The 25153-nt window shown below is 46.0% G+C and carries 15 protein-coding genes; 5 read left to right on the top strand and 10 right to left on the bottom strand.

What is annotated here, in order from left to right; translation table 11 throughout:
- The first annotated feature begins 60 nt into the window (after positions 1-60).
- The 5 genes from R7E38_RS04760 to R7E38_RS04740 all read left to right on the top strand — a co-directional run bounded on the left by R7E38_RS04760 (position 61) and on the right by R7E38_RS04740 (position 8652).
- Entirely contained in the window at positions 61-1800 is a 1740-nt protein-coding gene (locus R7E38_RS04760; RefSeq protein WP_226083662.1) for a glycoside hydrolase family 9 protein, read from the top strand.
- 2 nt (positions 1801-1802) lie between these two features.
- Positions 1803-2693 (top strand): N-acetylglucosamine kinase, encoded by an 891-nt coding sequence (locus R7E38_RS04755; protein ID WP_005380046.1) that lies wholly within the window; start codon positions 1803-1805, stop codon positions 2691-2693.
- Between the two features lie 8 nt (positions 2694-2701).
- Positions 2702-4621 carry a beta-N-acetylhexosaminidase gene (locus R7E38_RS04750; RefSeq protein ID WP_005380048.1) on the top strand — a complete coding sequence of 640 codons (1920 nt, stop codon included), beginning with the start codon at positions 2702-2704 and terminating at the stop codon, positions 4619-4621.
- Positions 4622-4705: 84 nt separating this feature from the next.
- Positions 4706-7114, top strand: coding sequence for a GH36-type glycosyl hydrolase domain-containing protein (locus R7E38_RS04745; RefSeq protein WP_005380050.1), 2409 nt, complete (start codon positions 4706-4708; stop codon positions 7112-7114).
- Between the two features lie 125 nt (positions 7115-7239).
- Positions 7240-8652, top strand: a complete 1413-nt coding sequence (locus R7E38_RS04740) for a phosphoglucomutase/phosphomannomutase family protein (RefSeq protein ID WP_005380053.1) — start codon at positions 7240-7242, stop codon at positions 8650-8652.
- Positions 8653-8809: 157 nt separating this feature from the next.
- Here the strand turns inward: R7E38_RS04740 and R7E38_RS04735 are convergent, their stop codons facing one another.
- From R7E38_RS04735 to hrpB, 10 genes are all read right to left on the bottom strand, one after another.
- Positions 8810-9841: an ABC transporter ATP-binding protein gene (locus R7E38_RS04735; protein WP_005380055.1), complete on the bottom strand. Its 1032-nt coding sequence runs from the start codon at positions 9839-9841 to the stop codon at positions 8810-8812.
- Entirely contained in the window at positions 9841-11466 is a 1626-nt protein-coding gene (locus R7E38_RS04730; RefSeq protein ID WP_025768193.1) for an ABC transporter permease, read from the bottom strand. The genes R7E38_RS04735 and R7E38_RS04730 overlap by 1 nt, the downstream gene beginning before the upstream one ends.
- A gap of 99 nt (positions 11467-11565) precedes the next feature.
- Positions 11566-12579 (bottom strand): Fe(3+) ABC transporter substrate-binding protein, encoded by a 1014-nt coding sequence (locus R7E38_RS04725; protein ID WP_005386566.1) that lies wholly within the window; start codon positions 12577-12579, stop codon positions 11566-11568.
- A 152-nt stretch (positions 12580-12731) separates the two neighbouring features.
- Complete coding sequence (locus tag R7E38_RS04720) at positions 12732-13961, bottom strand: ammonium transporter (protein WP_005386568.1); 1230 nt, start codon at positions 13959-13961, stop codon at positions 12732-12734.
- Between the two features lie 27 nt (positions 13962-13988).
- Positions 13989-14327 (bottom strand): P-II family nitrogen regulator, encoded by a 339-nt coding sequence (locus R7E38_RS04715; protein ID WP_005386570.1) that lies wholly within the window; start codon positions 14325-14327, stop codon positions 13989-13991.
- 188 nt (positions 14328-14515) lie between these two features.
- On the bottom strand, positions 14516-14884 hold the full coding sequence (locus R7E38_RS04710; protein ID WP_054579081.1) for a YacL family protein: 369 nt from the start codon (positions 14882-14884) through the stop codon (positions 14516-14518).
- Between the two features lie 99 nt (positions 14885-14983).
- Positions 14984-17581: a bifunctional aconitate hydratase 2/2-methylisocitrate dehydratase gene (gene acnB, locus R7E38_RS04705; RefSeq protein WP_005380009.1), complete on the bottom strand. Its 2598-nt coding sequence runs from the start codon at positions 17579-17581 to the stop codon at positions 14984-14986.
- 268 nt (positions 17582-17849) lie between these two features.
- A complete protein-coding gene (locus tag R7E38_RS04700; protein WP_047102650.1) occupies positions 17850-20180 on the bottom strand; it encodes a patatin-like phospholipase family protein in 2331 nt (776 codons plus the stop codon).
- A gap of 122 nt (positions 20181-20302) precedes the next feature.
- Positions 20303-22675 carry a penicillin-binding protein 1B gene (mrcB, locus tag R7E38_RS04695; protein ID WP_005380020.1) on the bottom strand — a complete coding sequence of 791 codons (2373 nt, stop codon included), beginning with the start codon at positions 22673-22675 and terminating at the stop codon, positions 20303-20305.
- Positions 22668-25136, bottom strand: a complete 2469-nt coding sequence (hrpB, locus tag R7E38_RS04690) for an ATP-dependent helicase HrpB (RefSeq protein WP_226083663.1) — start codon at positions 25134-25136, stop codon at positions 22668-22670. The genes mrcB and hrpB overlap by 8 nt, the downstream gene beginning before the upstream one ends.
- Positions 25137-25153 lie beyond the last annotated feature (17 nt).

Below are 25153 nucleotides of genomic sequence, written 5' to 3'. Positions count from 1 at the left end.
TAACGAGGGTCAGGTTCAGCCTGACCCATTCCTGTTTTTATCGTTTCCCGGAGACATTGAATGCTGCTACTGACTAACCACATTGGTTATGAACGTCTGGGCCCAAAGAAAGCCATTATCCAGACCGAACAACCACACTTGTCTTCTTACACTGCTCAATTGATTTGTGCCACTAGCGAGCAAACCGTGGCAACTTTTGCGGTTGAAGAACAAGGTAAAGTGGCGAACTGGCATCAGGGCTATTTCTACCTCATCGACTTTTCCTCTTTCACAACGTCAGGTGACTATTTCTTGCAAGTAGAAGATACGTGCTCTTCCTCTTTCATCGTTGGCGAACACATTCTGTTGGATCAAACTTTGTCAGATGTGATCCACTACTTCAAATCGCAACGTTGCGGCGGGATCTTCGATAAACAAGATCGACAACTTCCAGTACTAAACTCCAATAAAAAGGTTGATGTACACGGCGGCTGGTACGACGCATCAGGAGACGTTAGCAAGTATTTAAGTCACCTTTCATACGCGAATTATTTGAATCCTCAACAAACCCCAATGGTGGTTTGGAACATCCTAAAAGGGGTTTCATTGCTTGAAGGAAGCGAAGACATTGCAGCTTTCACACGTACACGTCTGATTGAAGAAGCCCTGTTCGGTGCAGACTTTCTTGTGCGTATGCAAAACGAAAAAGGCTTTTTCTACATGACGGTCTTTGACAAGTGGAGCAAAGATACTGCGCAACGCGAGATTTGCGCGTACGAAACTCAACTTGGTCACAAATTTGACGACTATCAAGCAGGCTTTCGACAAGGTGGCGGTGTCGCCATTGCAGCGCTAGCGGCAGCGTCGCGTTTAAGTGTTCACGGTGAATACGATCAACAAAAATACCGCAACGCTGCCGAAAATGGTTACTGGCACTTAAAAGAGCACAATACGCAGTACCTCAATGATGGGGAAGAAAACATTATCGACGAATACTGTGCGCTACTGGCTTGTGTAGAACTGTTTAAAGCAACCAAAGAAACTCGCTACTTGGAAGAGAGCCGTTTGTGGGCGCAACGTTTAGTTGCACGCCAAATGAGCGACGAGCAGATTCAACACTTTTGGTCAGCAAACCAAGACGGCAGCCGTCCATATTTTCACGCAGCCGAAGCTGGTCTACCAGTTATTGCCCTATGCGAATATCTATCAATTGAAGACGACTCAGCACGAGCGGAATCGGTAAAACGTATCGTCAACCTAGCGTGTGAGTTTGAGATCACAATATCGAATAAAGTGATCAACCCATTCGGTTACCCTCGCCAATATGTTAAAGGCGTAAATGAGTCAAAACGCGAGGCATTTTTTGTCGCACACAACAATGAATCCGGCTATTGGTGGCAAGGCGAGAATGCTCGACTGGGCTCACTCGCGACCATGGCGTACCTTGCTCAACCGCATATAGCGTCGCAAGAAGTACAGCAACAACTTTCTGTGTTTGCTCAAGATGCATTGAACTGGGTTGTAGGCTTAAACCCATACGACATGTGCATGCTAGATGGCCATGGTCGTAACAACCCTGATTACCTCCCTCAATATGGTTTCTTCAACGCAAAAGGTGGCGTGTGTAACGGAATCACTGGCGGCTTTGAAGACGAGGAAGACATTGCATTTAACCCACCTGCACAAAAAGAAGACGTGTTACAAAACTGGCGCTGGGGCGAACAATGGATCCCGCATGGCGCTTGGTACTTACTCGCGATAATGAGTCAAGCTCAGCATGTTTCTCAGTTGGCGACCTCTAAAAATATGAAGGAAGAATAATCATGGGAATGTATTTTGTCGGTATCGATGGTGGCGGCACGTCATGTCGAGCCAGGATTAAAGATTCACAAGGTAATTTTCTTGGCGAGGCCAAAAGCGGCAGTGCCAACATCATGCTAGGTGCTGAAATAGCAATGGCTTCGATTCTTGAATCCATCACTTCGGCTACCGAGCAAGGCGGTCTGACACAACAAGATTTCGCGTCGATGCACGTCGGCTTAGCCCTTGCTGGCGCAGAGCACAAAGCATCTTGGCAAGCCTTCATGTCTCTTCCTCATCCATTTGCCAGTATGACTCTGAATACCGATGCTTACGGTGCGTGCGTTGGTGCGCACAATGGCGAAGATGGCGCAATCATGATTGCGGGAACCGGTTCTTGTGGCATCTACCTTAACGGATTGGAGCAACACGTTGTCGGTGGTCGTGAGTTCCCTATTTCGGATCAAGGTGGCGGTGCAGTGATGGGGCTACGCCTAGTTCAGCAAGTTTTGTTAGCTGAAGATGGCATCAGAGAAAAAACGCCCCTAGCACAACACGTTATGACGCATTTCGAAAATGAGGTCGACAACGTGGTGGCGTGGTCAAAACAGGCGCTTCCTCGTGATTATGGGCAGTTTTCTCCGGCTATTTTCCAACATGCGGAACAAGGCGATGCACTGGCCATTGAAATGCTGAAGCAAACCGCAGCGGATATAGAAATGTTTCTCGTGGCATTAAACAAGCGCGGCGCAACACGTATTTGTTTAATGGGCAGCATAGCTGAACGCATTGTACGTTGGCTTTCACCACCAGTTCAGCAATGGATTGTTGAGCCACAGTTTGACGCGATTGAAGGCGCAATTATGTTTGCTGGCAAACCAGAACATAACCTTTACTCGCTCAGTGCGGCGTAGGAGTAGATATGGAATATCGTGTTGATCTCGTAGTCCTTTCTGAGCAGAAACAAAACTGCCGCTTTGGCCTCACCTTTCATAACTTGAGCGACCAAGACCTAAACAGCTGGAGCTTAACTTTCGCTTTCGATCGTTACATTCTTCCAGACAGCGTTTCAAATGGTCAACTGACTCAAATTGGTAGTTTTTGCACACTTAAGCCAGAAGGGGTGGTACTGGCTGCCAACCATCACTATTACTGTGAATTCAGTATTGGTTCGAACCCATTCCGTTATTACTCGGATGGCTTTAACGAAGCGATGATCAACTTTGTCGTTGATGGAAACCCACAGCGCGCACAAGTGGATGTCACGCCTATCGTATTAGCTTCACCATACCGTGAACGCAGTGAGATTCCTGCAAGTTTAACCCATGCACAGCCCTTGCTGCCAAAACCAAACCATATTGAGGTCAGCGATCACTATTTTAGCTTTGATCATCATGCTGGCGTCGCGGTTTATTCAAGCCTGGCCAATTCAGCTAAAGAATGGCTACTTGATGAGCTTAAGCGCATTCACCAATTTGAGTTCGCATCAGACAATGGCAGTCAGATCATCTTCAAAGGCAACCCAACCTTGGATGAAGGCGCTTACAAACTGAAAGTAGCCGAAGAGTCAATCAAAATTGAAGCAGGATCTTCGTCTGGTTTTACCCATGCTTGTGCAACGTTATTACAACTAATCAAAGTTGGCGATCAACCTAACTCAATGGAAGTAGTTTGCTGTTCAATCAAGGACAGGCCACGTTTTCGTTACCGCGGTATGATGCTGGATTGTGCTCGTCATTTTCACTCCGTTAAGCAAGTCAAACGCTTGATCAACCAACTGGCTCATTACAAGTTCAATACGTTCCATTGGCATCTTACCGACGATGAGGGGTGGCGAATTGAAATCAAATCACTGCCTCAACTGACCGATATTGGTGCTTGGCGCGGATTGGATGAGATCAATGAACCACAGTACACGCACTTTGATGAACGTTACGGCGGCTTCTACACACAAGAAGACATCAAAGACGTTATCGAATTTGCATCGCAACGCGGCATCACCATCATTCCTGAAATTGATGTACCTGGTCATTGCCGAGCCGCCATCAAGTCGTTACCACACCTATTGGTAGAAGCGGAAGATACCACCGAATACCGCAGTATTCAGCATTACAACGACAACGTCATTAACCCAGCTCTGCCGGGGAGCTATGAATTTATCGACAAAGTGCTAGAAGAAGTCTCTGCGCTTTTTCCTGCGCCTTACGTTCATATTGGTGCCGACGAAGTACCTAACGGCGTATGGTCAAAAAGCCCAGCATGCCAAGCACTAATGGAACAACTGGGTTACAGCGACTACAAAGATTTGCAAGGACACTTCTTGCGTTATGCCGAAGACAAACTTCGTAAATTGGGCAAACGCATGCTGGGCTGGGAAGAAGCTCAACACGGCGACAAAGTCAGTAAAGATACGGTGATCTACTCATGGCTAAGCGAAGAAGCGGCCTTGAACTGTGCTCGCCAAGGCTTTGATGTGGTGCTGCAACCAGCACAAACCACTTACCTAGATATGACCCAAGACTACGCACCTGAAGAACCGGGCGTGGACTGGGCAAACCCACTGCCACTAGAAAAAGCTTACAACTACGAGCCGCTCGCTGAAGTGCCTGCTGACGACCCAATACGTAAGCGCATTTGGGGCATTCAAACAGCATTATGGTGCGAAATTATCAATAACCAACCTCGCATGGACTACATGATCTTCCCTCGTTTAACTGCAATGGCAGAAGCATGTTGGACAGACAAACAACACCGAGATTGGACCGACTATTTATCACGCTTGAAAGGCCATCTACCTCTGCTTGATTTGCAGGGAGTGAATTACCGTAAACCGTGGAAGTAATACAAAACTGATGTCGAAACATCACGCTTGAAGAGTTTTTAAATTTTGGCTGCTGATGCAGCTTCGTAAAAAGGAAAGACACAAATGAAATACGGCTATTTCGATAACGAGAATCGCGAATACGTCATCACTCGCCCTGACGTACCAGCACCATGGACCAACTACCTAGGTACTGAGAAGTTCTGTACGGTTATCTCGCACAACGCGGGTGGCTACTCGTTCTACAACTCTCCAGAATACAACCGTGTTACTAAATTCCGTCCAAATGCGACATTCGATCGCCCAGGACACTACGTTTACTTGCGTGATGATGAGACAGGTGATTACTGGTCAATCTCTTGGCAACCAGTTGCGAAGAGCCTAGACGAAGCAAACTACGAAGTTCGTCACGGCTTGTCTTACTCTAAGTTCAAATGTGAATACAGCGGTATTACCGCAACAAAAACTCTGTTCGTGCCAAAAGGCGAAGACGCTGAAATCTGGGATGTAGTGATTAAAAACACCTCTGACAAACCACGTACGATCAGTGCATTCTCATTTGTTGAGTTCTCATTCAGCCACATTCAATCTGATAACCAAAACCATCAGATGTCTCTGTACTCGGCAGGTACGGCTTACAACGAAGGCGTGATCGAGTACGACCTGTACTACAACACCAACGATTTCGAAGGCTTCTACTACCTAGCTTCAACATTTGCCCCAGATTCATACGACGGCCAACGTGACAGCTTCCTAGGCCTATACCGTGACGAAGCAAACCCGTTAGCGGTAGAACAAGGTAAGTGTTTCAATACAGCGCAAACTTGTTACAACCACTGTGGCTCTTTGCATAAGCAATTTACTATTCAGCCGGGTGAAGAAGTTCGCTTTGCTTACATTCTCGGTATCGGTAAAGGCAACGGAGAGCGTCTGCGTGCTAAGTACCAAGACCTTGCAGAAGTCGACAACGCATTTGCGGGTATCAAAGCACACTGGGATGAGCGTTGTGGCAAGTTCCAAGTGAAATCACCAAACGAAGGTCTAGATACCATGATCAACGCTTGGACGTTATACCAAGCGGAAACGTGTGTGGTGTGGTCTCGCTTTGCTTCATTCATCGAGGTGGGAGGCCGTACTGGTCTTGGTTACCGCGATACAGCGCAAGATGCAATCTCAGTTCCTCACGCTAACCCAGCAATGACGCGCAAACGTATCGTTGACCTACTGCGCGGCCAAGTAAAAGCGGGCTACGGTCTACACCTATTCGATCCAGATTGGTTTGATCCAGAAAAAGCGGATGTTAAACCATCTAAATCTCCAACCGTAGTTCCAACACCTTCTGATGAAGACAAAATTCACGGCATCGAAGACACCTGTTCTGATGATCACCTATGGCTAGTTCCAACCATCTGTAAGTACGTGATGGAAACCGGTGAGCACAGCTTCTTCGACGAAGTGATCCCTTACGCCGACGGTGGCGATGCAACGGTTTATGACCACATGAAAGCCGCGCTAGACTTCTCGGCTGAATACGTAGGTCAAACCGGTATCTGTAAAGGTCTGCGTGCAGACTGGAACGACTGTCTGAACCTAGGTGGCGGCGAATCTTCAATGGTGTCGTTCCTACATTTCTGGGCACTGCAGGAGTTCATCGACCTAGCGAAATACCTAGGTAAGGAAGCCGACGTTGAAAAATACACCGAGATGGCAGCAAACGTGCGTGAAGCGTGTGAAACACACCTTTGGGACGAAGAAGGCGGCTGGTATATCCGTGGTCTAACGAAAAACGGCGAAAAGATCGGTACAGCGCAACAAAAAGAAGGTCGTGTACACCTAGAGTCAAACACACTTGCGGTACTTTCTGGTGCGGTATCTCAAGAGCGCGGAGAAAAAGCGATGGACGCTGTCGATGAGAACCTATTCTCTGAATACGGCCTCCACCTAAACTCACCATCTTTTGCAACACCGAATGATGATATCGGCTTCGTAACTCGTGTTTACCAAGGCGTAAAAGAGAACGGTGCGATATTCTCGCATCCAAACCCATGGGCTTGGGTAGCTGAAGCGAAACTGGGTCGTGGTGATCGTGCAATGAAGTTCTACGATGCGCTAAACCCATACAACCAGAACGACATCATCGAAAAACGTATTGCAGAACCATACTCATACGTTCAGTTCATCATGGGTCGTGACCACCAAGACCACGGTCGTGCAAACCACCCATGGTTAACAGGTACGTCAGGCTGGGCTTACTTCGCTGTTACCAACTTTATTCTTGGTGTGCGTACAGGCTTCGATGGCCTAACTATCGATCCATGTATCCCAACGAACTGGCCTGGCTTCGAAGTGACTCGCCAATGGCTAGGAGCAACGTACAACATCAAAGTCGTTAACCCAGACTCAGTAAGCAAAGGCGTTAAGTCGATTACCGTGAACGGTGAAGCTGTAAATGGTGCATCTGTACCAGTTCAAGCGGAAGGTTCAGTAAACGAAGTTATCGTTACTCTAGGTTAATCATCTTTTGGGGGAGTCCTTCTCCCCTTTTGATTTATCCGGTGCATTTATGTTTTACAAGTGCATCGGTTCGCTAGCAAAGATTTAAGACGCGGTGGGATGCCGCTCTTATCGAGGATCGAATCATGATCAAATTTGGTACAGGCGGTTGGCGTGCATTTATTGGTGAGGAGTTCACCAAAGATAACGTACGCTTGGTTGCCCAAGCAGTTGCAAACATCACGAATAACGAATCGGTTGCTGATCGCGGTTTTGTGATTGGCTATGACCGTCGTTTTCTTTCCGATAAAGCAGGTCGTTGGTTCGCTGAAGTTCTAGCAGCAAACGGCATTATGGTTAGCTTTATCGACAAATTTGTCCCAACACCTATCGTAATGTTTAAAGCGAAAGAAATGGGCTGCGCATACTCGGCATGTATTACCGCATCACACAACCCTGCCGATTACAACGGCATTAAAGTCTTCATTGAAGGTGGTCGTGACGCAGATGAAATCATCACCCAAAAAATCGAATCACAAATAGACGCGCTCACTGCGCAAGATGTAAAAAGCGTCGACTTTGAACAAGCGGTTGAAGATAAGCTGATTGAAATCATCAATCCGATGAACGAATTCGTTGACTCAATCATCGACTTTATCGACATCGGAGCGATCAAGAAGGCGAATTTACGTGTTTTGATCGACCCAATGTTTGGTGTCGCGAAAAACGCACTGCAAACCGTATTAATCAACGGCCGCTGTGACGTTGATGTGATTAACGATGGCAAAAACCCAGACTTCGGTGGGTTAATGCCTTCGCCAAGCGCTGCAACACTCTACCGTTTGATGCACCTAGTGAAAGAGCAAGGTTACGATATTGGCATCGGTACTGATGGCGATGCGGACCGTCTTGGTATTATCGACGAAAAAGGTAACTTCATTCATCCAAATGAAGTGCTACTGCTGCTTTACTACTACCTACTTGAATACAAAGGCTGGAAAGGCTCCGTGGTACGTAACATCGCAACCACCCACCTTCTCGATAAAGTCGCCGAAGATCATGGCGAGAAATGCTTTGAGGTTCCTGTAGGCTTTAAGCACATCAGCTCCCAAATGGAAGCGGATGACTCACTGATTGGCGGGGAAAGCTCTGGTGGCCTAACCATTCGCGGCCACATCAAAGGTAAAGACGGCGTATTCGCATCAAGCCTATTGGTAGAAATGATTTCAGTAACCGGCAAGAAGCTGTCTGAGTTGCTGGATGAAATCTACGGCAAGTACGGCTATGCCTACATGGCAGAAGGCGATTGCAAGTTCAAACCAGCGCAAAAAGACGTACTGTTCAACAAGATTTATGTTGAAAAGCAGTTGCCTGAGTTCGAGTTTGAAATCGAAAAAGTCAGCTATGAAGATGGTGCGAAAGTCTACTTCAAGAACGGCGGTTGGATCATCGCTCGCTTCTCTGGCACTGAGCCACTGCTACGAATTTTTGCAGAGATGCAAGATAAGGACACTGCGGAACGTGTTCTTCAACAGTTTAAAGACTTCTTGTCTTTATAACTGAACCTTGTGCCCGCTTCGAGCACTATGATGAGAGTCAACGCTGTCTGAAAAGGCGCTCATCAACAGGAGAAGAGCACTTGCCCGGCTCCACAGCCGGGCTTTTTTATTGTATGTTGGGAAGTCGTAAACGAGATAGAAAAGATACTCAGGAGCGTTAAGCAAATGCCAGGACGCCTTGCGTTTCAATTTTCACCGCGACGGACTCACCTATATTTAATGCTTGCGAAGCTGTAGCTAACAAACGGTCACCATTCGCGTTAATCACATAACGGCAGTGATCACCCATAAAATGCTGTTCCAATACGGTTACCGAACTATCTTCATCGGATTGAATTTGCACATGCTGCGGTCTTAGCAGTAAAGAGCACTCCGCCTGTACTGGAATATCTTGTTGAGCCGTGGCTTCAACCACGCCCAAGTGGGTTTCATATTCTGAATTCGAAACCCGTTTAGCAGCAAGGTAACTGCCACCACCTAAGAAATCAGCGACAAATTTACTTGAAGGCTGGTAGTAAAGCTCAGATGCTGTGCCATATTGCTCGATGACTCCATTGTTCATCACTGCCATTTTATCGGCGAAAGCAAAAGCCTCTTCACGGCTATGCGTAACAAAAATGGCAGTCACACCTTGGGCCTTAAAAATCTTACGGATCTCACTTATCAACTCATGGCGAACTTGCGTATCAATATTAGAAAACGGTTCATCAAGTAACAATAAGTCTGGGCTGTAAGCTAATGAGCGAGCAATCGCAACACGCTGCTGCTGTCCACCAGACAATTGATGAGGATAACGATCGCCATAACCTTGAAGATGCACGAGTTCTAACATCTCTTGAACTTTGGCATTTTTCTCTTTTGTCGAGCACTGCTTTAAGCCAAAGGCAATGTTTTGCTCCACCGTCAAGTGAGGAAAAAGTGCGTAATCTTGGAAAATCATCCCGATATTACGCTGTTCTGGCGGCAACCAGTTTTCCCCATCATCAATTGTGACGCAATTTAGACTCATTTCGCCTGACGTTAACGGCAATAATCCCGCAACGGCCTTTAATAGTGTTGTTTTCCCACAGCCACTGGCTCCTAGCAAACAGACAATCTGCCCTTGTTCTACCTCAAGAGACAATGATTCGAGTACAGTTTGATCGTCATATTGGCACGTTAGGTTTTTAATTGATAATGCACAGCTCATCAGTGATTTTGCTCCAGTGAACGGTTAACAACAACAAGCGGGATCAACCCAACAAGAACCAACAGAACCGCTGGCAAAGCGGCCAATTCTAAATGCTCATCCGAGGCGAAGTTATAAACGTATGTGGCTAGTGTTTCAAAGTTAAACGGACGAAGTAACAAAGCCGCATTAAGCTCTTTCATCGACTCGATAAACACTAATAAAGCCGCAATCAGTGCACCGCGCTTAACCAGCGGAAAGTGCACGCGCCACAGCATGGCATTGGGCTTACAACCCATAGTGCGCGATGCCATATCTAACGACGGAGAAATTTTATTTAAATTACTTTCGATACTACCAATCGCTACCGCGGAAAAGCGCACAACCATGGCAAATACTAGTGCGAACATGGAACCAGAAAAGATAAGTCCCGGCCTTCCCCACTCCATGGCTTTAGCAACATCGTTGACACGATGATCCATAAACAGCACAGCGACCATCACACCGATGGCTAGTACCGTTCCTGGTACTGCATAGCCCATAGAAGAAAGACGCATAAATGCCAAGCTTTCTCGTTTACCACTGACTCGATGGGTAAAGTTAACGATCAGTGCGACAGCAACACCAATAATCGCAGCAATAACAGACACAACTAAGCTATTCCATGCGTATTCACGAAACTCTGAGGTCCAACTCTGCGCAAAATAAGTGATCGCATAATCAATCAGCTGTAGTAGCGGCAAAATAAAAGCGACTGAAACCAAGCCCCAACACCAAACCAGTGCGGTCCACTTTTTCCAGCCCGTCAACTCGTAACGAAAATCTTCGTGACTGTTAAATTGGCTTTGAAAAAGCTTTTGTTTACGGCGGCTGTATCGTTCGGCACTAAGAAGCAGTACTACAATGACGAGCATCATGGCAGAAATCTTGGCTGCCGCATTAAGATTAGAGTACCCCAACCAAGTATCGTAGACCGCTGTGGTTAACGTATTCACCGCGAAGTAACTTACCGTACCAAAGTCACCGATGGTCTCCATTGCGACCAATGATAAACCTACTGCGATAGAGGGTCTTACTAACGGCATCGAGATGCGCCAAAAGCTTTCCCATGGAGAGCACTTGAGCAAACGCGCGCTTTGCAATAAAGAGACATTTTGCTCCATAAACGCAGCCCGGCACAATAAATACACGTAAGGATACAACACCAAAGCCAACACAAAGGTCGCACCAGGCAACGTACGAATGTCAGGGAACCAATACTCGCCAGGTCCCCATCCGGTTACATCACGCAAAAAGATCTGAATCGGGCCTGCAAAATCAAACCAATCAGTAAAAATATAACCAATGATATAACCTGGCATTGCAAGAGGTAGCACCAATGCCCACTGCAACCATTTTTCGGTCGGCAGTTTACACATGGCCATTATCCAAGCGCTTGGAATACCAAGAATTAAGGACAGCACCATTACGCCAACAGTTAGCGCAACCGTGTTAAAAATATAAGTCGGCATGACCGTTGCCATTAAATGAGCAAACAAATCATCCGTTTCACCAATTGCGGTGTAGAAGATCGCTAAGATCGGCAAAACCAGTAGCAGAGTTATTACCCCACTACTGGTTTTCCATAAAGAGTGTTTATCTTTCATCGCCTAATTACTGCAAGGCTGTATGAAATACAAATGCTGTTGCAAATACATCTCATATCCTTTAATCAAATGGGGGTACTGTTATACCCCCACAAGGAATTAAAGGTCAAATTTCACTTCATCTAATAGCTTAATTGCCGCTTCGTGGTTGGCTGCAATATCGTCTAGAGAAAGCTTGTCTGCTTTAAAGTCACCCCAAGATTCCACAAGCTCAGAACGCTTCACGCCTTCTTTAACTGGGTACTCGTAGTTAACTTCTGCGTACATTTGCTGCGCTTTGTCACCCGTTAGGAATTCCATTAGCTTCACAGCATTGTCTTTGTTTGGAGAGTACTTAGCCATCGCCATACCAGAGATATTCACGTGAGTGCCTGTAGTCTCTTGGTTAGGGAAGTTGATGTAAACTGCATCAGCCCAAGCTTTTTGCTCTTTGTCGTTAACCATTTTACCTAGGTAGTAGCTGTTACCTAGAGAAACATCACATAGGCCTTCTTTGATCGCTTTAACTTGTGCACGATCGTTGCCTTGTGGTTTGCGAGCAAGGTTTGCTTTCACGCCTTCTAACCACTCTTTGGTTTCTGCTTCGCCATTGTGAGCAATCATTGCTGAAACTAGAGAAACGTTGTACGGGTGCTTACCGCTACGAGTACAAATTTTACCTTTGAACTCTGGCTTAGCTAAGTCTGCGTAGTTGAAATCTGCGCCTAGTTTACCTACGCGATCACGTGATGAATAAACGCTACGAGAACGTAGAGTTAGAGCAAACCACTCATTCTCTTTATCTTGGTATTGAGCAGGTACGTTTTCTTCAATGATTTTGCTATCGACTTTCTGAACTAAACCTTTGTTTGTCAGTTCAGCTAGACGGCTGATGTCTGTCGTAAGAATAACGTCAGCAGGGCTGTACTCACCTTCTTGAGCTAGCTTTTCTGCTAAGCCTTTTTTAGCAAATTTTACGTTTACTTTGATACCAGTTTCTTTAGTGAACTCATTGAACATAGGTTCAACTAGGAAAGGTTGACGGTAAGAGTAGACGTTCACTTCTTCAGCAGCCATTGCTGTTGGAGCTAGAGTAGCGCAAGTTAGTGCTGAAAGAGTTAGCAGTTTTTTCATTGTTTAATCCTTTACCATGCTAATGATAACGTTTATCAGTTGCGTTATTATATGTATGTTCAATAAGAAGACAATGACGAATATTAAAAAACCTGCTCATCGGAGCAGGTTTTATTGTGTTAAGTGTGTAACCATTTATTACAAGCTAATGATTATTTCACCGTAACAAACTCTGGGTAAGCACCAACACCACAATCATGCATGTCCATACCTTCCATTTCTTCATCTTCTGTAACGCGAATCCCAACGGTCGCTTTCAAGATTGCCCACACAACTAGGCTAGCACCAAATACCCAAGCAAAGATAACTACGGCACCTAAAAGCTGTGCACCAAACGTTGCATCACCGTTGCTCAGTGGCACTACCATTAGGCCGAAGAAACCACACACACCGTGAACTGAGATAGCACCTACTGGATCGTCAATTTTAAGTTTATCTAGAGCAATGATACTGAATACTACTAGTGCACCCGACACCGCACCAATCGCAACCGCGTACAGTGGTGATGGCGATAGAGGGTCTGCAGTGATGGCAACCAAGCCAGCTAGCGCGCCATTGAGGATCATCGTTAAATCGGCTTTACCCCAAGTAGTTTTACAAACGAATAGCGCCGCAATTGCACCAGCAGCCGCTGCTGCGTTAGTGTTTAGAAAGATCTGACCTACCGCTGTAGCATTCTCAAAATCTGAAACCATCAACTGAGAACCACCGTTAAATCCAAACCAGCCAAACCAAAGGATAAAAGTACCCAACGTTGCCAAAGGCATGTTAGAACCTGGAATCGGATAGATTTCACCATTTTTACCGTACTTACCCTTACGCGCGCCAAGCAGTAACACACCAGCAAGAGCAGCAGAAGCACCTGCCATATGTACGATACCAGACCCCGCAAAGTCACTAAATCCAGCTTCTGCTAGGAAGCCTCCACCCCATGTCCAGTAACCTTCCATTGGATAGATAAACGCAGTTAAAATCGCAGAGAAAATCAAGAAAGACCAAAGCTTCATGCGCTCAGCTACCGCACCAGAAACGACGGACATAGCAGTTGCAACGAAGACAACTTGGAAGAAGAAGTCAGACTCTAAAGAGTGGTCGGCCCCTTCACCTTGAGTACCAATTAGCGTACCAAATGAAGGTAACCAGCCTCCTTCTCCATTATCGACATACATGATGTTATAACCGACAATCAGAAACATCGTGCATGCGATGGCGTACAAACAGATGTTCTTCGTAAGAATTTCTGTTGTGTTTTTAGAGCGCACAAGGCCAGCCTCTAGCATCGCAAAGCCTGCTGCCATCCACATTACCAACGCACCGGAAATGAGGAAGAAAAAGGTGTCAAGTGCGTAACGTAACTCGGTTACTGTTGTTGTTAATTCCATAATAAGTATCTCCAATCCTTTGAATTCTTAAAGTGCTTCTGCGTCCATTTCGCCAGTTCGGATACGCACCGCTTGGTTCAGATCGTAAACAAAAATTTTACCGTCGCCGATTTTTCCGGTTTGCGCAGCTTTTGTAATTGCTTCAACAACGCGATCTACATTGTCTGCGTGAGTCGCGATTTCAATTTTCACCTTTGGTAGAAAATCGACTTGATACTCTGCACCGCGATACAATTCCGTGTGACCTTTTTGACGACCGAACCCTTTAACTTCTGATACTGTCATCCCTTCGATACCGACATCAGCCAATGCTTCTCGTACATCGTCTAATTTAAACGGCTTAATAATGGCATTGATTATTTTCATTGAGTTATCTCCGAAGCTTTCATCCTGAAACACTTCTTATAATCCAATCTACGTGCCAAGTTTTTAAGTTATTGAATAATAAAAACTAACCTCAATTTACATATCTATAAACAAAAAGGGCGCACCATATCGGTGCGCCCTTTTCACAAATTTAAAGCAACGGCAGAGAAGTTACCCAAAACTGTGCATTAAATGTTCAAAAAGTCTTTCCACTGTTCGATAAGTGCCATGAAATCCTCTATCCCACAACTTGCTGTACTTTCTGCATTGTAGAAGTCGAACTCACTTTCCATCTCGACATCATATTCATGGGCTAATGCGTTTTCTTGTACAAGAACTTCGTCGCCCTGAATCATCAAGCTAATTTCCGTGCCTGTTAGGTTATGCTCCTGAGAAGGCGCTAAAAATGACCGCTCAATTAGCTTTTCAACCTGTGCAATCTTCATCGGATCTTTGCCAATTTCTTCTTGCAACCAGCGCCCTACAATCTCATGTCCCATGCTACATTTTACGTAGTACTCGCCCATCAACGTGTTACGAATGAATTCAAATTCCACCGAGATTGCCTCTTTCGTATCAATTTGGTGCGAGTATAGCGAATTGCTCCCATAAAAAAAGCACCTCATGTGAGGTGCTTTTGAATTGTGCATTTCTGATTATGCCGGTTCTTGGAAGATCACTTCGTCCGCTTTCTTGGTGTATTGATCCATTTTATGGAAGTTCAAGTAGCGGTACGTATCCGTTGCCGTAGCGTCGATTTGCTTCGCGTATTCTAGGTATTCTTCTTTGGTTGGAATCTTACCTAGAATTGCACCTACTGCAGCTAGCTCAGCTGACGACAGGTAAACATTCGCACCAGTACCCAGACGGTTCGGGAAGTTACGCGTTGAAGTCGACATTACTGTTGATTTATCTGCAACACGCGCTTGGTTACCCATACAAAGTGAACACCCTGGCGTTTCAATACGCACCCCTGCACGTCCGAAGATACCGTAGTAGCCTTCTTCAATCAGTTGGTCTTTATCCATTTTTGTTGGTGGCGCTACCCAAAGGCGCGTTGCTAACTGGCCATTGAACTTATCAAGCAATTTACCTGCTGCGCGGAAGTGACCGATGTTCGTCATACAAGAACCGATGAACACTTCATCAATCGCTGTGCCTTGTACTTCAGACAACAAACGAGCGTCATCTGGATCATTCGGTGCACATAGTACTGGCTCATTGATTTCAGCCATATCGATTTCAATCACATGTGCGTATTCAGCGTCTTTATCTGCTTGCATCAGCTCAGGGTTTGCTAGCCACTCTTGCATTGCAGTAATGCGGCGCTCGATAGTACGGCGATCACCGTAACCTTCAGAGATCATCCACTTCAGCATCACGATGTTAGAGTTTAAGTACTCTTCGATCGACTCTTGAGACAATTTCACAGTACAACCTGCCGCCGAACGCTCTGCAGATGCATCAGAAAGCTCAAATGCTTGCTCAACCGTTAGCGTTTCTAAGCCTTCAATCTCAAGGATACGGCCAGAAAATTCGTTGATCTTGCCCGCTTTTTCTACCGTTAGTAGCCCTTGCTGAATCGCGTAGTAAGGGATGGCATGAACAAGATCACGCAGTGTAATACCCGGTTGCATTTCACCTTTAAAACGAACCAAGATTGACTCTGGCATGTCTAGCGGCATAACGCCTGTCGCAGCTGCAAAGGCAACCAAGCCCGAGCCAGCTGGGAATGAAATACCCAGAGGGAAACGAGTATGTGAGTCACCACCCGTACCGACAGTATCCGGTAGTAGCATACGGTTCAGCCATGAGTGGATAATACCGTCACCAGGACGAAGAGATACACCACCGCGGTTCATAATAAAGTCCGGAAGTGTATGGTGAGTGTTAACGTCTACTGGTTTTGGATAAGCCGATGTGTGACAGAAAGACTGCATGACAAGATCAGCAGAGAAGCCGAGACACGCCAAGTCTTTAAGTTCATCACGAGTCATAGGGCCAGTAGTATCTTGCGAGCCTACTGTCGTCATCTTCGGCTCACAGTAGGTTCCAGGACGGATGCCTTCTACGCCACATGCTTTACCAACCATTTTCTGTGCAAGCGTGTAACCCTTGCCAGAATCTGCGATTTCACCAGGTTTACGGAATACATCCGAAGGCTCAAGACCTAGCGATTGACGCGCTTTGTCTGTCAAACCACGACCGATGATCAATGGGATACGACCACCAGCACGAACTTCATCAATCAGTACTTCTGTTTTTAGCGAGAACTCAGCTAGAACCTCACCAGTTTCGTGGTTGCAAACTTTACCTTCATATGGGTAAACATCGATAACATCGCCCATGTTGAGCTTAGTTACGTCAACTTCGATTGGTAGTGCGCCAGCATCTTCCATTGTGTTAAAGAAGATAGGGGCAATTTTGCCACCAAGCACATACCCACCAGCTCGTTTGTTTGGAACGTAAGGGATATCATCACCCATAAACCAAAGCACTGAGTTTGTTGCCGATTTACGTGAAGAGCCAGTACCAACAACATCACCAACGTAAACCAATTGATGACCTTTGTCTTTTAACTCTTCAATTTGCTTGATCGGGCCAATAGTACCCGGTTGATCAGGGTTTATTCCTTCACGCTCGTTTTTAAGCATCGCCAGTGCGTGTACTGGAATATCAGGGCGAGACCAAGCGTCAGGTGCAGGTGAAAGGTCATCCGTGTTCGTTTCACCTGTTACTTTAAATACGGTTAGAGTGACTTTTTCTTCAAGCTTAGGCTTAGAAAGGAACCACTCAGCATCAGCCCATGATTGAAGTACTTTCTGTGCATGCGCATTGCCAGCTTTCGCTTTCTCTTCTACGTCATAGAAAGCATCAAACATCAGCAGCGTATGAGACAGCGCTTTTACTGCGATCTCTGCCAGTGCTTCATCATCCAATAGCTCAACTAGCGGTTCGATGTTGTAACCACCTTGCATAGTGCCTAGCAGTTCAGCCGCTTTTTCACGACTCACTAATGGTGATTTAACTTCACCTTTTGCTACTGCTGTTAGGAAACCCGCTTTTACATAAGCAGCTTCATCAACACCTGGAGGGATACGGTTTTCAAGTAGGTCAAGAATGACTTCTTCTTCACCTTGTGGGGGATTTTTCAGAAGTTCTACAAGTCCAGCAACTTGTTCTGCGTCTAGCGGTTTAGGAACAACTCCTTCAGCAGCACGCTCTTCGACGTGTTTACGGTAGGCTTCAAGCACGACTTTTTCCTCTCATTGCGGTTCCTCCTCTATTATTACTATTGTTAAAGTAAAGGAGTGAACATCCTTGGAAACTTGGCTCTCCATTGCCCTTGTTTTCATTCAATTATGATTGAGAAACAGCGCCGTAGAGGCCAAACTGTGGGCAAAATAATAGCAAATTTAACCTTAAATTAAAATCTTATCATTTTGACCAACATAGCAACTTACGACTAAAGTTCTGCTAATTTTGACCAAATATGCCAAGTTTTTGCTTTCTCATACCCGATTAATTAAACGATGTTCCTACGATCAAATACACAGCATCCAAATCTTGCTCGGTACGACCGTATGCCAACATTATTGGTCCTATTGGTGAGTCAACACCAAAGAAGATGGAGCCAGCATTGTAAAGCGGCGCTTCGTTTAGTTTCAGATCATTATCAGACCAAACACCGCCATATTCGACCGATGCGCCCAGGTAGACTGGAGCTTCAAACAATCCGAAATCATTATCAAACCACTTATATCGGTACACCAAACTGCTGAAAAATAAGTTCTGTCCGATCAGGCTATTTCTTGGGATTCCAGATAGGCTTAAAAAGCCGCCCAACTCTCTGGGATCAAGCGGTAAAGATGAGTTTTTACTCTCTACAAAACTATATTCAGCATGTCCGACTAAAGTATGACGCTGATGACTCACTGCACCTTTAAATCGTGCAGAGATTTCATAAACGGTATCTTCAATAATTTTGTCAGTTTCTAAAAGGCTAACGCCTTGAGGACTTTGATCATGAGACACTAAATATTCGAGATCGACTAAAAGCCCACGAGTCGGAAATGCGAAATCATCAAGTGTATCTAGGCGATAATTGGCAAACAGGCCACGACGTTCAAAATCCAATTTACCAGCAGAAGCCAAAGTAGAAAGCTCAATATCTCCGGTTGAGTAGCGAGCGCCAAATCGAAGTTCTTGCCACAATGTGGGTTGGATACCTATCGCTAACTCTGTTGTAAAATCATCGTAAGTGACCGGAAAAAAGTCATTTACTGACTCTAAATCTGGTGCTTGAGGCTCTGTTAAAGGTAAGTTTCGGCTCTCACTGCCATAGGAAATTCGCCCCGATACAAAAAGTTCTTGGCTAGATAAAACAGGAGAATACAACTCAGCTTCAATCAGCTTATCCGTGCCCATTTCTACGTTGAACGCCAACTCCGCGCCATGAGAGTTCAAGTTGGTAAAGTTGGTTGATATCCCTATGCCGTACTGGCTATCTGTATCGAAGTCATCTTCAAGAAAAAATCGGAAGTTGAGATAATTAGGCCCCCACGACTTCTCGTTAACATCAAAAACCAACAATGTCTCACCATCCACCTCTTCAAAGTGATAAGTGATGAGCTCGAACCTATCTAACGCGTAGAGGTTTTCAACGGCTTTCTCAATTTCGGCCGTTGAAATACGACGTCCGGTTTCTAGTTCAATACGATTCGTCAATAGCACATCGCTGTAGTGCGTGTTATTTACAATCACAATGTCATCAACCACACGCTGATCGCCATAAATCAAAGTTTTACGAACTTCTTGTTTGCGATCGATGTATTTTTGATAGTCCGCGTTGGACAAGCGTAACTCTTTCAGCTTGTCTTTTAACTGCTTGGTAATATCGTACCCAGCTTGAAAAGCCCAAGGCATTTTGTCGAACTCGACGGTTTCCATGGTGCCCACATTGGGACGAATATAGATATCTTGAGGTTCAAGCTCGTCCACTTGCTGTTGTGTACTACGACGAACGAGATAGTTAGAGAGTTGATCCGCGACAGTAAACAGCCCCGTAAATTCATCTTCGGTTTTGTAGTCGGTGCTAATATCGACGGCAATAACGACATCAGCCCCCATGGCGCGAGCCACATCGACAGGCATGTTATTGACGACACCGCCATCGACAAGCATATGGCCATTGAGCTTATAGGGAGGAAGCGCTCCTGGTACAGACATGCTAGCCATCATGGCGTCCACAAGGTAACCATTGCCCAGTACGACTTCTTCTAGGGCAAGAATATCTGTCGCAACAGAACGATAGGGAATGGCAAGATCATCAAAAGAATCGAATCGCCCTAAGTTCCCTGTAGTCTCACGCAATACTCGCAACATGTTCTGGCCTTGCACCACACCCGTTGGTGCTCGTACCTCACCGAACCTTAAGCCGAGATCGGTATTAATTTGATAGCGGTCTTCATACTCTTTGTCACGAACTCGACGTTGGCTACGGTCAACACGATCTCGATAACCGCTGCCCCAATCGACGGTGTAGATAAAACTCTCAATTTCATCAGCACTCATCCCCGTGGCATAGAGCCCACCCACATAGGCGCCCATACTGGTACCGGTCACAATATCGACAGGGATCTGCATTTCTTCCAATGCTTTTAAAACCCCAATGTGTGCCGCCCCTTTCGCTCCGCCACCAGCGAGCACAACCGCCACCTTTGGTCGAGGTTCCAAGTCATCCGTTTTTGTTAGAGAGTTTGCGAGGGAAACAGAAGGAGTGATCATCAAAAAGGTACTAACCCAAAGCGCAAAGTTGCGAACCGATGGGCTTGATAACAGCTTTTTGAACATTCACTTCTTCCTTTATTGAATATCTGATCAAGTAGGGCGTGCTAGCAGTACTGTACTAACACGCCCTAATATGTACTAAGAATTAATCAGATAAACAAGCTAATGTTGTTGATTTGGCGATGCTACCAATCAAATATGCTATTTAACCAGTTTGATTTCTTCTCACACTGTTGCTTTATCTGACCGGTTTTATCCCAAACCGGCAGTTTGTAATCACTACGGCAGTTCATTTCTAAACCTCCATCAGATGTAGGCTTGAACCCTAATGTGGTGATTTCTCTTGGCCATGGGAGCTCTAAGCGCTCAGGAATACGCTGCTTCAAGTACTCTGCGTACACTCGTAATGCACCACTCGACCCCGTTAGATTCACGGGTTTATTATCGTCGCGGCCTAGCCAAATTGTCGTCACCTCACGACCATCAACACCGACAAACCAACTATCGCGGTTGTCATTACTGGTACCCGTTTTTCCTGCCAATGCAGCCCAACCAAACTGGCTTTGTAAGAAGCGGCCAGTGCCTTGAGCAACCCCTTGTTTCATCGCGTAGGTCGTTAGCCATGCAGCTTGTTCATCCACGGCTCTTGATGAACGAGGCAAGGATTGATACAGCACATTACCTTCCATATCCATGACTGAGCGCAGAGCGGTCAGTTTTGCACGCTTACCTGAATTCGTCAGAGTCTGATACATCTGTGCGACTTCGAATGGCGTCAAAGAAAACGAACCCAAAAACATCGAAGGCACTGGGCGAATTTCGTCTTTGTTCACGCCCAAACGCTCTAAAGTATTGGAGACTTCAGGAATGCCAAGTGCCATACCTAAGCGCACGGTTGGTACGTTAAGTGATTTCGCTAAAGCAATGTAAAGTGGCACATCACCACGATATTTTCTATCGTAGTTGCGCGGCGTCCACACGTTACCTTTACTGCTCTTCAGACTTAACGGCGTGTCGTGTAGCGTCGTGCCTAGGTTGTATTTATCCGGTTGTTCTAGAGCCGTTAAGTAAATCGCTGGTTTCACTAAAGAACCAATTGGACGACTGGCATTGAGCGCGCGGTTAAAGCCTTCATAACCGACACGTTTACCACCTACCATCGCACGGATTTCACCACTATGGCGATCAACGGCCACAGCTGCGGCTTCTAACTCTTTACCACCCCGTTTAGCTAGTTCTGGGATCTTTTTCGCGATAGCTTGTTCCATTTTGCTTTGCGATACTGGGTCCAGAGACGTAAATACGCGCAGTCCGGTCTCTGCCTTAAATCGCTCCCCAACTTTTTCTTTTAATTCAATACTCAATTGTTGGAAATAAGCTGGCTGACGGCTCGCAATACGTGGCTTGCTTTGCGTATCGAGTGGACGACTTACAGCTTGTTCATACTGCTCTGAAGTCAACATGTTTTGCTGCATTAACAGGCGCAGAACGAGATCACGACGCTCTTTCGTTCTCTCAGGGTAACGAATTGGGTTGTAGTAAGACGGTCCTTTTACCATCCCAACTAACATCGCCAATTGATCGATTCGCAACTCCTGAATTGGCTGCCCAAAATAATAACGCGACGCCAAGCCAAACCCGTGGATCGCTTCACCTCCACTTTGACCTAGGTACACTTCGTTTAGGTAGGCTTCTAAGATACGATCTTTGCTGTAACGGTAATCCAAAATTAGCGCGATATACGCTTCTCGAACTTTACGCCACAGTGTTTTATCACGAGTCAAAAACAGGTTTTTTGCCAATTGCTGAGTCAGCGTACTACCACCTTGAACAGTACGACCCGCCTTAATGTTCGCAACCAATGCACGTGCAATCGCGAGCGGTGACACCCCGTCATGTTGATAAAAATCCCGGTCTTCGGTCGCAAGCAGTGCATCCACCAAAATTTCAGGGAACTGATCACGACGTAAGAAAAGGCGCTGTTCATCACGGTCTTTCTCCAGCATGCCCAACATCTTCGGTTCTAGGCGCAAGTAACCAAGGTCTCCTCGAGATTCTAAAGACTGAATACGTTGCAAGCCGGAATCAGAGAAATGCAGCATAATGTGACGATCCGGCTCGGGACCATCGGCAAACTCGAATGGACGACGAATCAATTCAATCCGAGTGGAAGAAGAGGAATATTCGCCTGGGTAACGAGGTTGACTCACTTTACGGTAATTCAACACATCTAGCTCGTTGCGCAGTTCTTGGATGGTGATATTCTCACCAGGGCTTAGATTCAAGATACGGGCATAAACCACCGTTGGCAGCTCAAACAGCTGACCTTCAAAGCGTTCTTTCACCACACTATCTAAGTAAATCCCAACAAACAGCAAAACAGCGGCAAGTGCAACGCCAGCTTTCCAGCTAAACGACCACAGAACTTTCAACCACGAACGTTTCTCGTTAGTCGGCTTTTTACTCGGCGTACGTCGAGTCTGTTTTGCGGTTCCTTTATTGGTTGTACTTTTCTTCGCTGGCGCTTTTTTCGCGCTAGGCTTCTTGCTGTCAGTCATTATTCAATTGTCTTTTTGTTTTCGTTGTTGCTACATGATTGGCAGGATCATCTGGCCAAACGTGTTTTGGGTAGCGCCCTTTCATCTCTTTTTGAACGTCTTTGTAGCTTCCGTTCCAGAAAGCCGCCAAGTCCGACGTTACTTGCAATGGACGTTGTGCCGGTGAAAGCAGTTCAAGCACCAAACGCTTGCGGCCAAGAGCTACCGTTGGGGAACCACTCTCCCCAAATACTTCTTGCATACGCACCGATAATATCGGCTCGTGGCCATATTGGTAACGGATACGCTTCTTTGAACCTGTGGGTAGTTGGTAATGCTCAGGTAACCATTCATCCAGTTGTTGATTGAGTGGCCAACCTAATAGAGCATTAAGCGCTTCGACCAAGTTTATCTTGCTCAGGTCTTTAACCGAGCTGACAGACGTCATGTATGGTTCTAACCACTCCTCTAATGAATCCAGCAAACTGGCTTCATCAAACACTGGCCATGACTGCTCAGGTAACCATTCCACCGCACAACGAATCCGAGCCAACAAGCTCTCCGCTGCCGGTGTCCAGTTTAGACTCTGTAAGCCCTGGCGGCGGACATACGTGAGTAAAGCTTGTGTCATTTTTTCTTTGCCCGGGCTTGGCAACGGCTCGCGTTCAACGACCAGCAGACCGAGTTTTGTTTGTCGCTCAGCTATTAGACGGCCTCTTTTTTCATCCCAGTCCACTACTTCTTCAGACGAAAATAGCGTATCAAAGGTCGTTCGCAATATATTGACATCCAATTCACATGCCGAATGAATTTGACTTGAATTAGAATGAGAACGCATTAAGTCAACGGCAACCAAATACTCACAGCCACCTAGCATGTCTTCCTGATGACATTCTGCACCATGACCATTAGCCAAAGTAAATCGCCCAAATTGATTTGTGCGCTGCTGCGCAATGCGATCTGGAAATGCCAAACTTAACACCAGCGGTAATGCATCTTCATCCACGCCTTTCAGGTCAAATACCGTATCCAATTTGTACGCCAGAGATTGAGCACGCTTGAACAACATCGACTTTTTTGGATGAGTACCAACAAGCCAACGATGCAAGCTATAAGCGATATTGGTAACATTTCTCTCTGGCTCTTCAATCAGTGCGACCGCCGCCAAAGCAGCATTTAACATCTTATCACTGTAAGATTGCGCTTTAATTAGCATCGCAGCCGCACGAGGCTCAACGCCTAGTTCATGCGCCTGTTTTCCTTCGGACGTTAATTGCCCTTTTTCCGTCAGTAGTCCCAATGACACCAATAGCTGCTTCGCTTGTTCCAATGACGCATTAGCGGGAACATCAAGCCACTTTAGATCGTGGATGTCACCCGTTCCCCAAAAGGCAAGCTCCATAACTAAACTAGCTAAATCGGAATGCAAAATTTCGGGTTGGGGAACCAGCGGTTGCTGCTTGAACTGGCTTTCAGAATAAAGACGAACACAAATGCCCTCTTCTATTCGTCCCGCTCGTCCTGCACGCTGAATCGCTGAAGACTGTGCAATGCGTGTTTGCTCTAAGCGTGTTAAACCGTTTTTCAAATCAAAGCGGGCAATACGCTCTAACCCAGAATCAACGACGAGGCGAATGCCTTCAATCGTTAGTGAAGTTTCTGCAATGTTGGTCGCTAGAACGACTTTACGCTTACCTTGTTCTGCTGGCGTAATCGCTTTTTGTTGATCTGCAAAGCTCAGTTGACCATAAAGTGGGCATACGTCGATATCATCCGCTAAATGAGACAACCGCTCTTCAACTTGTTTTATGGCACCAACACCCGGTAGGAAAGCCAACAAAGATCCGGACTCTTTGTTCATAAGACTTTCTATTGTTTTTGCCATACTCGTAGGTAAATGCTCGTTCACACCTAACGGCTGGTAACTCATTGCCACATCAAAGATCCGCCCTTCAGATTCAATGTAACTGGCTTCTGGCAACAGCGATTGTAATGCTTGTTGATCAAGCGTTGCTGACATTACCACCAGCTTGAGATCGTCTCGCAATGCCTCTTGAACTTCTAAACTGAATGCCAAAGCGGTATCGGCATGAATGCTGCGTTCATGAAACTCATCAAAGATCAGTAGATCAACCCCATCCAACTCCGGGTCTGTTTGGAGCATCCGAGTCATAATCCCTTCGGTTACGATCTCCAGCTGCGTTGCTGAGCTTACCTTTGCCTCACCACGGACTCGATAACCCACGCGTTGACCTACTTGCTCTCCCAATTGCTCAGCAAGATAACGGGCAATGTTACGCGCCGCGAGTCGTCTTGGCTCAAGCATGATGATTTTTCCATCAACCGAATGATTTAAGAGTAACTGCAAAGGGAAGTAAGTCGACTTACCGGCACCAGGCGCCGCTTTTAAGATCACTTGATGTTGATTTTTGACCGCCGTCAGCAACTCAGGCATCACGGCTTCAATCGGCAATTGTGACAAAGGAAATACCTTATGGT

It is taken from the genome of Vibrio sp. Vb2131 (assembly GCF_033338535.1).
In the GTDB taxonomy this organism is placed as follows: domain Bacteria; phylum Pseudomonadota; class Gammaproteobacteria; order Enterobacterales; family Vibrionaceae; genus Vibrio; species Vibrio alginolyticus.
Note: the sequence above shows the minus strand (reverse complement) of the source record. Positions and strands in the feature narration are given on the sequence as shown.

Coding starts and splice junctions, on each gene's coding strand:
- R7E38_RS04725 (WP_005386566.1), bottom strand. CDS start 12,579: ATGAAAAAACTGCTAACTCTTTCAGCACTAACTTGCGCTACTCTAGCT.
- mrcB (WP_005380020.1), bottom strand. CDS start 22,675: ATGACTGACAGCAAGAAGCCTAGCGCGAAAAAAGCGCCAGCGAAGAAA.
- R7E38_RS04715 (WP_005386570.1), bottom strand. CDS start 14,327: ATGAAAATAATCAATGCCATTATTAAGCCGTTTAAATTAGACGATGTA.
- R7E38_RS04735 (WP_005380055.1), bottom strand. CDS start 9,841: ATGAGCTGTGCATTATCAATTAAAAACCTAACGTGCCAATATGACGAT.
- R7E38_RS04700 (WP_047102650.1), bottom strand. CDS start 20,180: ATGTTCAAAAAGCTGTTATCAAGCCCATCGGTTCGCAACTTTGCGCTT.
- R7E38_RS04760 (WP_226083662.1), top strand. CDS start 61: ATGCTGCTACTGACTAACCACATTGGTTATGAACGTCTGGGCCCAAAG.
- R7E38_RS04740 (WP_005380053.1), top strand. CDS start 7,240: ATGATCAAATTTGGTACAGGCGGTTGGCGTGCATTTATTGGTGAGGAG.
- R7E38_RS04750 (WP_005380048.1), top strand. CDS start 2,702: ATGGAATATCGTGTTGATCTCGTAGTCCTTTCTGAGCAGAAACAAAAC.
- R7E38_RS04745 (WP_005380050.1), top strand. CDS start 4,706: ATGAAATACGGCTATTTCGATAACGAGAATCGCGAATACGTCATCACT.
- R7E38_RS04730 (WP_025768193.1), bottom strand. CDS start 11,466: ATGAAAGATAAACACTCTTTATGGAAAACCAGTAGTGGGGTAATAACT.
- R7E38_RS04720 (WP_005386568.1), bottom strand. CDS start 13,961: ATGGAATTAACAACAACAGTAACCGAGTTACGTTACGCACTTGACACC.
- R7E38_RS04755 (WP_005380046.1), top strand. CDS start 1,803: ATGGGAATGTATTTTGTCGGTATCGATGGTGGCGGCACGTCATGTCGA.